Below are 13,572 nucleotides of genomic sequence, written 5' to 3' on the forward strand. Positions count from 1 at the left end.
TTTATGAATGAAGAACGTTATTCAACCAAGAGAATCACAGTAAAAGAGATAGATGAAATTCTATATGAGGAACACAGGGTACTAGATCATGGGTTTATTCGAGTAGTGGATTATATGGGCTCTGATAGCGCCATAGTACAAGCTGCTCGTGTTTCTTATGGCAAAGGAACAAAACAGATAAATCAAGACGAAGTACTTATAAAGTATTTAATGAGATATCATCATACAACTCCATTTGAAATGTGTGAAATTAAGTTTCATGTGAAACTTCCAATTTTTGTTGCAAGACAATGGATAAGGCATAGAACTGCAAACGTAAATGAATATTCTGCAAGGTATTCAATCCTTGATCATGAATTCTATATACCAGAACCAGAGCAAGTTGCAAAACAATCCGATAATAATAAACAAGGTAGTGGTGAAGCCTTTGACTTGGATATCTCAAAGGAAATAATAGATTCTCTAATAAATGACTCTAATTTGGTGTATTCTCATTACAACAAATTTATTGAACAAGGGCTTACAAGAGAAATTGCTAGGACTAACTTAACACTTAATTATTACACGCAATTTTATTGGAAGGTAGATCTACATAACCTTCTTCATTTTTTAAAGCTTAGAGCTGATAAGCGTGCCCAACATGAAATTAGAGTCTATGCAGAAGTTATGTTGGATATAGTAAAGAAGTGGGTACCACTAGTCCACAGCGCCTTTGTTGAATACTGTTTAGAATCAGCCTGCATTTCAAGAACTGGCCTTGGGATAATTCGCAAATTAATTAGAGGAGAAAATGTTACTAGAGAAGAAAGCAATATTGGTAAAAGAGAATGGGAAGAGCTGATGTTTATACTTGATAAACAACCTGAAAGATAAAAGCATGTGCACTAATTTTTTCTGTTAGTTAATTTTCGTCCACCAGATCACATCTTACCCTTTACATCACATTAACTCATCACTTTTGTAGAACATTTCATTGAAATCACTTATAGTTCCAAAATCCTGATCTTTGATAAACAGATGATTATTTGCGACATAAGCTTCAGAAAGAGTAATTGGCTTTCCATCAAGCTTAGAATCTTGTATATAAATTTTATTATACAGAGCTATCATTTGATCATAATTGTATTTTCCAGTAGTATACTGACTACTTAAGTTTTGATAAAAATTATCTATATCTTGATCTTGAACCTGTAGCACCGCCTTATATTTACCAGTTCCAATAAATTCACCTGTCTTTATTTTCAAGGGGTGTTGTAGATAATCTACTTCATTATCCTCCATACTGTCTATAACGCTTGCTATGACGGCTTCTTCTTGTTTATTTTTATCATCTTCTTCTAGCGATCTTTTATCCCTATTTCTTTCCTCATTAGCAGGTTGTTCAGTCTGACTCGCTTGCATATCTGATTCATTTTCATGCCTTAAATGCCCTTCGCCGTTTAACTGAATCTTGATCCAATCTTTAAACTCCTGATTATAGCCCTTCAGCTTAGTTAGAAAATCCTCAAATAATTTATTATCTTGAGGTCTATTTGTACTGTGCATAGAAAGGCTTTTCAAAAAACTATCAAGGAGATCTGGATGTTTATGCTCAAGAAATTTTATTACCTGCTCTGCTTTTGAATAGTAATAATCTCCTTGGTTATTATTACGTAATATCTCGTCAGGTTTTAGAAACTTGCGTTGTATCGTAGAAAGAGCTTCGATATCCTCACGATCATTGACGTGCTTACCGTTTTCCACGCTTGCCATATAGTTAGCAACTCCTTCATGCATAGCTTTAGACAAAACATCGCCCGTACCATAATAAGAATTAATAATAGTCAAAGCGTGCCCCAACTCGTGCTTTAAAGTTTTACATGAGTAATCAAATTGATCCTGTAAGTAAAAATAAACATGAATTTCCGAACCGCGACCTTGGAGTGTTAAACCAGAGTGATCTTTAGCATCAATGTTCAACTCCTTAAGGTAATCTTCATAGTTGCTCCTTGTATTAAATACGAAAATGTTGACCTTACTTGGTATATTGTGCCAAGGCTGAGAATTATTAATGCCAAATGCTGAGTCAAAATCTCTTATGGCACCCTTGATAGTGTCTTTTATATTACTCAGCTTGTCCTGATTTAATTCTTTATTATCATACTTTATGTTTATTTGAAGCTTATGTTCACTGAGGGTAATAACTTCACTGTCTGGTACAAGATCTGCGGCAACTTTATTACCACTTCCTACATCCATCCACTGCTTAAATTCTCTCTCAATTCCTGAATTATTTAAAAGCTGCTTGAACCTCAACACTGCTTGTTCTTTACCAGAAGATATTTCAGTAAGCAGTTGTTTTATGAATTGAGGATGTTTTTCTTGCAAGAACGTTACTAAGCAATCTGCCATTCTATAATCATTAGCCATATTAGCTATTTTATAAGGTGTGTTGTATCCCGATTCTTGCATCTCATCGTATGTCTCTTTTATATAGTGCATATCATGAGTACTCTTCTTCTTAGCTGCATCATAACTCCACATAAAAAGCTTCACACCAGTACGTAAGACTTCAGGTACTTCATTCAAATTGCCAGTAGCGTACTCAAGAAATGCATCACTCATCTTTTCCATTAAAATTTTAGACTTCGCACAAAATAAACCATTTACATCTCCAATAATGAAAGTCTTTGCTATTGTACCGTCAGCTTCATGTACCCTTACCGTTCCACCACCCCATAGTTCATTATGGTCTTTGCCACCTGAAAGCTCCTTTATGTAAGCTTTATAATCGTCATAACTTTTCAGCACATAAAGTTGCAATTTCACTGGGCCGCTATTATAGTTTTTCTGTGAATAGAAATTCTCAGACCAAGCCTCATAAGTATCTTTTACAATTTGCTTTATATAATCAGGCGTATAGCTTATTAGTCCACCATATCTCACTTCTACTATAAGCTCATTGCTTATCACTACATCCTCTTTATTTGGAAACAGTTTTTCAATCAGCATTTGTGATTTATCATGCCCAAAATTTGTTTTGAATGCCATATTTACCTCTTAAAAACTTTTACTATAAATAAGCTTTAAAAAAGATCTATTAATTATGGGTTCAATTCTTGATTGACTCACTTATTACCATTTCCTTTTGCACAATTAGATAACTCTATAGACAATTGATCAACACTAAAAAGCTGATTCTTAGTGTTAAAATATTTAGCATAACTGTCAGAATTAAATTCAGATATTGGTAGAAACCAATTTTAAGTTCAGGGTAAGAACTCTTGTTAAGCACAAAAAACAAGTTTTCAAATCAACCAGCATATTACTACCAGGACTAACGAAATTAAAATATTTATCGCCTTCCAATCTTTCATGTGTTGATATTCCACTATATAGTATTTACTCGAATCAAGAATGACTTCCCTCCGCCACGTTGTAAAATTACTGCTGAACGTCCATCAACTATATCATAACTTTTTACCACTTTAAATAAGGTAATACACCTCTTTCTATAAACCCTTTTACTTCCTCATTCTTTCAATCTAACTCTTCTTCCGCTTGTTTTTCTCTCTTACCAAATTCACCTTCTTTCTTAGCATTTTCATTTTGTATCTGCAAAAATATATCTTGTATGGTTAAGCCATTTGCATTGCTTAGAAAGTTATCTAGCACACTTGATGCAATGGGTGACAATTCGCCCTGATCATTACATGCTTTTTCCTTTGTCTTATATTGATGATTGGGATTGTAGATTACAGCCAGAGGGTAAAATCCATAATCTACAATTGGCGTTCCATCAGATGATAGTTCTATTGAAAATCCGTTATGATCGAGTGGAAGATTGGAAACTAAATATCTATCATATCACCTCTGATGCATAGCTCACTTCCACCACTGTGTCCACTATATCTACTATAGTAGATATAAAAATTTTCATAATTAAGATCTAAGTAGTCATCTAGATTATCAAATTGAACTGTATTGCCAAGCTTTTCACGTAAAAGATTTTTATTCTCATTTGTAAGCTTTACACGCACAGAAAAATAATACCGGTCTTAAGTTCGCCTTTTTCTACTTGAAAGTTCAAAGTAATTGTACCGTTAATCATCAGTAATCTTCACAAATCGTATAAATTTATCAACTACCTTATTTATCAATTATAAGGTGTGTACTACAAAAAATATGTTAAACATTAAGATTTTTTCTATATCCAGACAAGGCAACTACAATTTGTGATTTCAGCGCATAACACTAAAATCCAGAAAAAACATGTTTAGGTTGCTATGTGAACGATATTAACGGTCGTTATACAACTTGTACAGCAGCTCCACTACAATATTTGTTTACTGCTTGTTTGTAGGTATCCTACACACCACCTAATGTTACCTGCAACTCCTGATAACAGCACAGCAGTTGCAATCATTCCGATAGCGGCAATTTTAGGCATAATCCCTATTGCAACTAGCGTAGCTCCTATAGCACCAAACAATAATGCTAAGCCTATTGTCCATCCCCCCGAAAAAGTTCCAGAAGGTTGTTGTTTTTGTGAAGAAATTATGCTTGTGTACTATAAGACAGTTGCTAGGTGCTTTATTTTCTGTGCAAATTATTATTACTTTCATCACTTGCAGACGTTTTTTGAAATGGAGTTGTACTACCTGTGAACATTTGTGAATCACTATCTATTGATTATTCCTGTTATATAGGAGTCTTACTTGTAATCGATTGTTCCAAAATTTGTTCATCATTATTTACATTTTTATCTATTTTTGATTGAAATGACTCTTAAACACTACACTATAACCTACATTATCAATTGTTGTTTCCAAAGTTGGATCTGGATCTTGATAGTAAGTTATAGTAGCAGTAGATACTTCAGGTTTACCTTTTATCGTTCTTTTTACCAGCTCTTTCTTTTCTATTTTATAAATATTAAACTGATCAGAAAAACTGAAGGCTAATCTATCTTTAAATACCTACTCAAAAAATCGTTCACAAAGCTGTTTTTATACATACAATGTGCTGTTCTACTACCTGGACTATACATATCCACAATTCTTATTGTAGTTTTTTGTTTTCTCGAAACTATTAACCTTTTCATTAGTGAGATACATTATACTTTTAGCTATCGCGGGATCGGTACTGCTAACTAAACTTCTAATATACTCTTTCATCTACTACTATGACTCTAATATTAAATCTCTCACGTCCGTATTCATTATCTATAACAGAACCTATTGTTGTTCTTCCAATTCTATTGCCTAGGATAACTATGGAACAGTAGATAACCTTTATATGCTTCTCGCACATCCTTATCATTTAAAAGTACTGTTGCCCTTTCTACATGTTATCTAAGCTTCTTTTCTGATACTTATTGAGATACCTTTTACTAAAGTTACCGTGATTACAATTATAACATTTTGTCACCATTTCCACATATCGAGATGCATCAAGCAAATATGAACTCCTACTATGCAGTTCAACAGCCGATACTGCATTTTGACTTACTGTATTTGGGCAAAAGGCATGTTCATAAGCTTTGTTTCTAGCTTTCTCAAATGTTAACCACCTTCAACAACAGGTATTCCCCTTATTTTCATTTCATTTTTCGGTAACAATTGGTCATTTGTAAAAGCAAGTGCTGAAAAAAGCGTCCAAGCATTGGTACCATGAGCAGCAAAAGTTCTCTTATCAATAAGGTATTTTCTTTTAAAATTCTCATTCATTTTAAACAACTGCTTTCCAATTAGATTGGTCTTCTGTTCTTCATAAAGTTCTTATGAAGTTCAGAAAATCCTATTAGTTTCTGTACATGAGACCCTTGCATATTTACCATCTTAGCTAAATAAACTTATATATACTAGTTTAACAAACCAATCCACAAAAATCAACTCAAAACTCTTAAAACAATGCTAAACTCAATTGCTATGGCAAGAACAGTTAATGTACTACTACCACTCCCAATTGACCAATTGTTTTCATATGCAGTTAAGGAAAACACTGACGTTTCAGTTGGAGATTATGTGGTGGTGCCATTTGGCAAAAAACGCTTGATCGGAATAGTTTGGAAGTATAGTAACAAGAACGATCAAGAATTAAAATTCATTGAGCAAAAGATCAATCTACCAAATATTAGACTAAAATTAATTGCATTTGCAGAGTGGGTTGCACAGTACAATGTAATACCTATTGGTATGCTTGCAAAAGTAATAATGGGAGGAGTGTTAAAAGTAAATCACCTAGATAAGCTAGTTCATGTTGAACAAGAGCAGGAAGTAAGTGAGATAAATTACCAACTAAACCCCGAACAGCAGATAGCCAGCAATAAAATAATAAGCAATTTGAATGAGTATTCAGTGACTTTGCTTGACGGTGAGACAGGATCTGGAAAAACGGAAGTTTATCTCTCTGTAATTGCACAATTGATTAAGAACTATAGCAGTACACCTGCCGCTCCAAATGCTGCTCGGACTTTATCATTTCAGTGCCCAGATACACAACTGTACAAACATTGCAATTTGGGTCCACCAGTAGGGTATCATCCCAGTACTCTAATATTGGGATCCAGCTTTCCACGCAATCTCATCAAAAACGTTCATTTTAACGTAAGAGCAGCCACTCCCATACCTAGTTTACAAACAAAATTTCTGGATTCCAGTGTTAGCTACTTACATGACATCTTTATGTTTAAGGCAAAACCCACTATAATATTCAACACATTGTCTTCGCCAAGTGCTGGAATGACACCAAAATATGTCGAAACGGCATCAAACAAAGGTAGTATACAAGTTTTAATCCTCCTACCTGAAATTGTTTTAACTTCACAATTGGTAAATCGTATTCGTAGTCAAACATCAAGAAACTTAGCTGAATGGCACTCAGGACTCACTTTAAAAACTCGCAGAAACAATTGGCTCAATACAGCAAATGGAAATGCGCAGATAATTATTGGTGCACGATCAGCACTTTTTTTGCCCTATAAAAACCTAAAATTGATCATCGTTGATGAAGAGCATGATTCATCTTTCAAACAAGAGCAGGGAACTATATATAATGCCCGGGATATGGCAATAATCTTGGCCAAAATCGAAAACATTCCAATAATTTTATCTTCAGCAACTCCATTACTTGAAACTATTTATCATGTTAAAAATGGAAATTACAACTATGTAAAGCTAGCTAAGCGATTCGGTGGCGCAGAATTGCCACTCATTAAAGTAGTGGATACAAGAAACAATAAGCAATGGATTTCCAATGAGCTTTTTGAAGGAATAAAACAGACCATAGAGAAAAAACAGCAGGTTATGCTTTTTTTAAACCGCAGAGGGTATGCACAACTTGCAGTTTGTAAAAAGTGTGGATATAAAATTCCCTGCTCGAACTGCGCTGTTTGGCTCGTATACCACAAGAAAAAAAATGCTCTTTTGTGTCATCATTGTTCTTACCAATTAAAACTTCCAGAGAAATGTTCTAATTGCCAAAGTAAACAGTCATTGTTTCTTTATGGCATAGGAATTGAAAGGTTACTTGAAGAAACAGTCAAGTTAATACCAAACGCAAAAACTGCGATTATAAGTAGCGATCAGAAGTCGGTTAGTAACGTTATTGACTTAGTGTTGAAGGAAGAGTTAAACATTATAATTGGCACGCAGATAATTGCTAAAGGGCACAACTTCCCTAAATTAACTTTGGTTGGTGTGATAAATGCAGATTTGAGTCTTGAAAATGCTGATCTAAGAGCAGCAGAAAAGACGTATCAGTTATTACATCAAGTTGCAGGAAGGTCTGGAAGGTTTAATGAAAAAGGAATGGTAATAGTGCAAACCAATCATCCTGAAAGTTCAGTAATAAAAGCATTGCAGCATCAAAAAAGGGACTCATTTTACGAAATCGAACTTGAGTCAAGGTACAAAGCTAAAATGCCTCCATTTAGTAGACTAATCGCACTTATAATTTGCGGTAAGAATCAGATTGCAACACAAAAAGCAGCAAATGAGATAGCGAGCTTCTTGCATAATCAATGTTTAAGCAAAAAGCTCCCGTCCTCTTCTTCTTTGTCATTCCAGTGCTTGACCCTAAAATCTAGAAAAAAAGAATTTGAAATTCTTGGTCCATCACCGGCAGCAATAAGTTTCTTAAATAATAAGTATCGGTATAGGGTATTGCTAAAAATATATAATAAACATAGTCTATCCGTACAAAAAAAGCTGAAATATTGGATTAAAAATTGTAACTTAAGTCCGAATATTATAGTAACAATAGATGTTGATCCTATAAGTTTTTTTTAATGATCACTTAAAACTAGATTACCTATAGCTAACCCAAGCAAGGTCTTCCTACATCATACTGCGGTTCATTCACGGTATTGTAAGTTAAAAGACTGAACAGCATCTCGGCCGCTAATGTGTAGCAGAACGGTGGTTGTCAGTAAACACTTCAGTTACAAATATTAAGAAATTTACCAAAAGGCAAAAAAACCACGTGGTGCTGGTTTTGACCCTGTAATAATTTAAATTGGCGCTGTAATAATTTGCTGACGCTTAGTCTAAGCGCAATTCGGCTGAATGCAGAAAAAATTCAAAAGACATGCAGACACTATAACTTGATATAATTCGCCAAAAAATACCTTAAGTCTTTTACTGAACTTCGTCACTGAACTCACGCAGATCAAAAATAAGTTGTGAGTCAGAAATACCCTTATTATCATTATAATGAGGCTTTAAATATGCAGAAGTAATTTTCTCCGTTGGAGTAAAAAATTTTTTTTATAGTTAACCAAAGTAAGATCAAGAGAGATTTACTACTTTCTCTATAAAGGGTTTGATGTTACCATTTACGAACTATACTAAACTTATTGAATGAACATTAACATAAAGAATTTAGTTCATGCTTTTTCCAAATTGCCAAGTCTAGGGCCATCATCATCAAGAAGGTTAGTTATACACTTACTCCAAAACAAGGAGAAAGTCATGCTACCTCTTGCATCTTCGATTAAAGAGCTGGCAGATCTTATAATAGAGTGTAAGGTTTGCGGAAATCTAGATACTCAATCACCTTGTTCTATTTGTACCAACCCAAAGCGTGACACTAAGCTAATGTGCGTAGTAGAAGAATTAGGCGACTTATGGGCATTTGAAAAAGGAAGTATATATTCAGGTATGTACCATGTTTTGGGCGGTAGATTATCAGCAATAAATGGCATAGGTCCAGAAAAACTCAACCTTGATAATATTTCTAAAAGAGTCACAGAGTTTAAAATTGAAGAGGTCATTATTGCAATTAATCCAACATTGGAGGGCCAAGTTACCGTACAGTATATAATTGAATCGCTAAAAAATTTAGATGTGAAAGTATCACGCCTTGCTTGTGGTATACCAATGGGTGGCGAAATTGATTACCTAGATGAAGGAACGTTAAAAGCAGCACTTACTTCAAGACAAGAATATGAGTCGAATATAAAATAGGACATGTACTTAAAAAACTTATATCGCTAATAACCTTCAGAAGAAAAGAAACAGGCCTACCACTCAAGGTGGTGGATTGGGAAAATGACCACCTAAACTATAAGCACTTTTCAGGTAAATTCAACACTATAATAAAAACAACTGGCCAGTTTTTTACAATAATATCTTTAGAAGGATATGCAGATGGGGCAAGACATTTTTTTGAAAGAGTGGGTAAAAGAGTTAAAGCAACAAAATGAAATTGCAGCTTATTGTAGCGCATGGAACACCAATGCATTGGACTAATCACTGCCTTCTTTTTTAAATCTTCTATTCGAAGACTTATTCGCGCCATATGAAGTAAAAAGAAGTGTTATATAACATTTCAAGAACATAAAACAAGGGCTATTTTCTTTAAACACACTAGAAAAGCTAATCAGTAAATCTCCACTTGCTATGCTTTCCATATTGCTTGACCCTACAAAAGGGGCCGATAGAAAAGACATTAGCTCTATACTGAGAGAGTTGAGTTCTCTTCAGAGAGAAGAGAAGAAACATTAAGGATTTAAAACACAATTAGTAAGAGTAGTTAATAGAATTAGGAAAGACAAAAACATCTACATAATGGTGGACAACCTTGATATATTCCATCATAAAGGTATTGCTGATTTTCTGGAATCTATAAAGTACATGCTTAACACAGAGAAGGACTTGTTCTCATTATTTCTGTCAGTAGAGATAAGAGTAATGTATATAAGGCTATTAACACAATACTTGGTAGAATTTTGATCTGAGATCTTTTATTGATCTCTTTTTACACTTATCAAAACAACCGATAAAAATTTTACATAAGAACTATTTTAAAATATAAAGTTACCGAAAAATTAAAAAGTTTAATTATAAACAATTTTATATTTTATATAGAAAGTCTACCGCTATTGTTAGAAACAATAAAACACTGCGTAAAAAAAATAAAACTATGTCTTTTAAACTATATAAAGGAAGAATTGCCCGCCCCAAATTTGTTTTCGTTTCTGATAACACTATAATCAATAGGTATCAACGTATATGAGGGACTGGATTACTCATATCAGAAGGCATTAGAAAAAATTGAAAATGAATATAGACCTGCAGTGTTGAACTACATAAATAGCCAGGAAGAATGGGAAAAGCTTAAAACCTTTTTTAAGGCTGCTTTTAAAGAGAAAGGCTCAGAGGCCACAAGCTCATGAAGCAAATATAAGGAACATTCTGTTTTGAAAGTACCCCTGCCTTTGTGCATCAAAAACAGGGGTAACATTTAGTAACCACGGTCACCTTCATTTAGAAACTTCTGACAAAAGCTCTTGTTTATGTGTAGTACTAGATTGCTCTTTATTCATATTGTTAAACAAATTAATCTTCTCTTTTACAGGTATTAAATTTGCACTTGAAGAATTTTTTGATTTCTGAGCAGTATTAGTATTTTTAATAACCTGCTGCATTGTTGGACTAAACCCTCTAACATTGTGCTATCCACTATTTTACCGCTGTCACTAAAAGCGGTTGTCGATACTCTACTTCCCTGTAGTTTCAAAGTATGGAGTAGAGCCATTCACCCCTTCAATAACATGCCACAAACAATATTTAACGACACATTTATATGTTTAAATTGTTTACTAAAACTCTTATTCTGAGCATCCTGCTCAAAAATTGCTTTTATTCCAGCAAATCTAGCTTGATAAGATTTTGGGAGAACAGGTGGAGCAATCTTTCCGAGTTTTATTACTTTTTCTAACTCATTCTACGACTATAACTCAGTTTCTGGCGCTCTTGCGCGGTACCTGCGGAGCAATCATACCTTATTGAGTTAACCTTTCCTTTGTTTTTAGGAAAAACTTTTAGATTATTTTTTTCTACTGTAGTAGTCATTTTTTTACCTCTAAGCCTATCAACCAATAGAATTATAAACTTAAAGATATTAATTTTATAATAACAATGCCGATAGACTAAATATTTACTCTAGCTTCAATAAGCATTGCCAGAGGATTCTCTATATAATGTTTAAAGGCGTTTAAAAATTTTGCTCCTAACACCCCGTCAACTGCTCTGTGGTCAACAGAAAGCGTTACTGTTATTATCTCTACTATCTCTATTTTTTCATCGATAACAATAGGCTGCTTTTTAGATGTACCAATAGCCATAATACAAGACTGTGGTGGATTGATTATAGCACTAAAAGTTTTTATACTGAACATTCCTAAGTTGGAGATAGTAAATCCGCCTCCTTGAAATTCTTCTGGTCCCAATTTTCCAGACCTCGCTCTGATTACTAGATCTTTCACTTCTTTTGATATAGACAAAATACCTTTTTCATCAGCATTTTTCACTATAGGAGTAATGAGTCCATCTTCAAGTGCTACAGCGATTGAAATATCTATATTTGCATACCTCAGTATTTTATTATCTATCCACGAAGAATTTATATCAGGAAATTTTTTCATGCTGAAAGCCACAGCTTTTATAATTAAGTCATTAATTGTTACTTTATTGTTTTTATCTGCTGAGTTAATCTCATTTTTGAGCGATATTAGCTTATCAACTTGGCACTCCACAGTTAAGTAAAAATGTGGAATATTCTGTTTAGCCTCAATGAGGCGTTGCGCTATCACTTGGCGCATGTTGCTTACTTCAAGTATAGTATCTTCATCCGATCTTTCACGATTTTTAATTTGTACACCACTATCTAAAAACCCCAGTACATCAGCTTTAATAATACGGCCATATGGCCCAGTACCCTTTAACCGTCTAACATTGATCCCTTCATTCTGAGCTATTTTTTTAGCTAATGGGCTTACTTTTATCCTACTTTCTATTGTCTTAGTACCCTCTTCCTTCTTAGATTCCTGTGTCAAGCACTGAGATGACATCGAAGGGTTGAATGATACTGAAGAGGTGGTTACAACTTTCTCCTTAACCTCAATATTGACAGCAGGAACTGAAACATAGTTATCAATCGCACTTTTGTCTTCCCCTTCTTCCAGCATTAGAGCTATCAGCTGATTAACAGGCACGCCGCTTGTTCCTTCCGACACTAAAATTTTCGCTAAAACCCCTCTATCTACAGATTCAAACTCCATTATGGCTTTATCAGTCTCTATTTCAGCAATTACATCACCTACTTCAACTCTATCTTGCTCTTTCTTACACCACTTCACAATCTTTCCCCCAGTTTTACTCATCGTTGGAGAAAGAGCAGGCATTAATATTTCTATAGGCATTTATTATAAGTTTAAAATCTATTCAATTTTTAATTTACTCTTTATCTTGTGTTTGTGTCAATCTAATCGTAAATTATGATGAACAAATTTACCATAAGGTCTGTGACATCAATGAAGACTGTGAGTGGACAAAAATTAGTCTACTTAGCGATAAGCGCTATGCGATGACAAAAGAAAATATTCATGAATATCAAAACAGAGTACAGGCAGTAAGATTACTATGAAAACAGATGAGTCTGTTATAATGAGAATAAAAAAGTACAGTAAAGAATGGTGCCTGCTATCCTCTTCAAAAAGTAAAGCTTGGGTACAAAAAAAGCATATATATGGGATTGATTAGGTTAAAAAGGATCTTGACTGGCAGTAGTTCCTGAATCTTCTGTAGCATGCTCCTTGTATGAAGTAGAAGGTTCTTCACACTCCGGAAAGTTACTCTCCTGTACAGAGTATTACATTGCCCACAGAAACTTCTTAACGTCTCTTCAGCAGATGAATTTAAAATTTGTATAATAGACCTTTCACTTTGTCCTTTTGGTGATTGATCAATCCTAGAAATCAGCCCAGAAACCCTGCTATCTTCTTTTTCAGCTTCACTTTTTATTTTACTTTTTATACTTGCAATGTTACCTTGGTCGATTTCCTTTTTTGTTATATTGAATGAACTTGCAATACCTTGATACTTGATCTTGCAATCGCCACTACCAACTATACAAAGAGTAATAGAGTCAGATAGCTCACTTGCAGCCTGCTTATGTATGGCGTAAGCCAAATAATTATCATGGTATTCAACGTTAAGTTGTTGTTCTATTAACTTAGAAATTTTACTTTTTAGAGACATAAAGTACCCCTCCTTATAGCCGCACCTCTCCGTTAAAAAACAGCAATTA

The 13,572-nt window shown here is 34.1% G+C and carries 13 protein-coding genes; 6 read left to right on the top strand and 7 right to left on the bottom strand.

Annotation, left to right across the window (positions count from 1 at the left end):
• Window positions 1–3: 3 nt before the first annotated feature.
• Complete coding sequence (thyX, locus tag WBP_RS04385) at window positions 4–873, top strand: FAD-dependent thymidylate synthase (RefSeq protein ID WP_167896177.1); 870 nt, start codon at window positions 4–6, stop codon at window positions 871–873.
• A 66-nt stretch (window positions 874–939) separates the two neighbouring features.
• Here thyX and WBP_RS04390 read toward each other — a convergent pair whose 3' ends face one another.
• Window positions 940–3,030: a collagenase gene (locus tag WBP_RS04390; RefSeq protein ID WP_167896178.1), complete on the bottom strand. Its 2,091-nt coding sequence runs from the start codon at window positions 3,028–3,030 to the stop codon at window positions 940–942.
• A 489-nt stretch (window positions 3,031–3,519) separates the two neighbouring features.
• A complete protein-coding gene (locus WBP_RS06065) occupies window positions 3,520–3,654 on the bottom strand; it encodes a hypothetical protein (protein ID WP_256366187.1) in 135 nt (44 codons plus the stop codon).
• A gap of 5 nt (window positions 3,655–3,659) precedes the next feature.
• On the opposite strand from WBP_RS06065, the gene WBP_RS04395 reads away from it, so the two are divergent.
• Together WBP_RS04395 and WBP_RS04400 are read left to right on the top strand one after the other, a co-directional pair.
• Window positions 3,660–3,863 (top strand): hypothetical protein, encoded by a 204-nt coding sequence (locus tag WBP_RS04395; protein WP_167896179.1) that lies wholly within the window; start codon window positions 3,660–3,662, stop codon window positions 3,861–3,863.
• 498 nt (window positions 3,864–4,361) lie between these two features.
• Window positions 4,362–4,646 (top strand): hypothetical protein, encoded by a 285-nt coding sequence (locus WBP_RS04400; protein ID WP_167896180.1) that lies wholly within the window; start codon window positions 4,362–4,364, stop codon window positions 4,644–4,646.
• A gap of 493 nt (window positions 4,647–5,139) precedes the next feature.
• Here WBP_RS04400 and WBP_RS04405 read toward each other — a convergent pair whose 3' ends face one another.
• Entirely contained in the window at window positions 5,140–5,301 is a 162-nt protein-coding gene (locus WBP_RS04405) for a hypothetical protein (protein WP_167896181.1), read from the bottom strand.
• 242 nt (window positions 5,302–5,543) lie between these two features.
• On the bottom strand, window positions 5,544–5,708 hold the full coding sequence (locus tag WBP_RS04410) for a hypothetical protein (RefSeq protein ID WP_158676309.1): 165 nt from the start codon (window positions 5,706–5,708) through the stop codon (window positions 5,544–5,546).
• Between the two features lie 183 nt (window positions 5,709–5,891).
• On the opposite strand from WBP_RS04410, the gene priA reads away from it, so the two are divergent.
• Together priA and recR are read left to right on the top strand one after the other, a co-directional pair.
• The gene (gene priA / locus WBP_RS04415) at window positions 5,892–8,270 is read left to right on the top strand and encodes a replication restart helicase PriA (RefSeq protein WP_167896182.1); all 2,379 of its coding nucleotides are present in this window, start codon (window positions 5,892–5,894) and stop codon (window positions 8,268–8,270) included.
• Between the two features lie 576 nt (window positions 8,271–8,846).
• Window positions 8,847–9,446, top strand: a complete 600-nt coding sequence (gene recR, locus WBP_RS04420; RefSeq protein ID WP_179958991.1) for a recombination mediator RecR — start codon at window positions 8,847–8,849, stop codon at window positions 9,444–9,446.
• Between the two features lie 1,298 nt (window positions 9,447–10,744).
• On the opposite strand, the gene WBP_RS04430 is transcribed toward recR, so the two are convergent.
• Together WBP_RS04430 and WBP_RS04440 are read right to left on the bottom strand one after the other, a co-directional pair.
• Entirely contained in the window at window positions 10,745–10,909 is a 165-nt protein-coding gene (locus WBP_RS04430) for a hypothetical protein (protein ID WP_158676310.1), read from the bottom strand.
• Window positions 10,910–11,413: 504 nt separating this feature from the next.
• Window positions 11,414–12,685 carry a pyruvate dehydrogenase complex dihydrolipoamide acetyltransferase gene (locus WBP_RS04440; protein ID WP_167896184.1) on the bottom strand — a complete coding sequence of 424 codons (1,272 nt, stop codon included), beginning with the start codon at window positions 12,683–12,685 and terminating at the stop codon, window positions 11,414–11,416.
• A gap of 220 nt (window positions 12,686–12,905) precedes the next feature.
• Between WBP_RS04440 and WBP_RS06340 the strand changes: the two genes are divergently transcribed.
• Window positions 12,906–13,025 carry an SH3 domain-containing protein gene (locus WBP_RS06340; protein ID WP_369799965.1) on the top strand — a complete coding sequence of 40 codons (120 nt, stop codon included), beginning with the start codon at window positions 12,906–12,908 and terminating at the stop codon, window positions 13,023–13,025.
• Here the strand turns inward: WBP_RS06340 and WBP_RS04450 are convergent.
• Window positions 12,975–13,523 (bottom strand): WBM0748 family T4SS-associated protein, encoded by a 549-nt coding sequence (locus WBP_RS04450; protein WP_246165929.1) that lies wholly within the window; start codon window positions 13,521–13,523, stop codon window positions 12,975–12,977. The two genes, WBP_RS06340 and WBP_RS04450, sit on opposite strands and share 51 nt — an antisense overlap.
• Window positions 13,524–13,572 lie beyond the last annotated feature (49 nt).

Origin of the sequence: Wolbachia endosymbiont of Brugia pahangi, assembly GCF_012030695.1 — a bacterium.
In the GTDB taxonomy this organism is placed as follows: domain Bacteria; phylum Pseudomonadota; class Alphaproteobacteria; order Rickettsiales; family Anaplasmataceae; genus Wolbachia.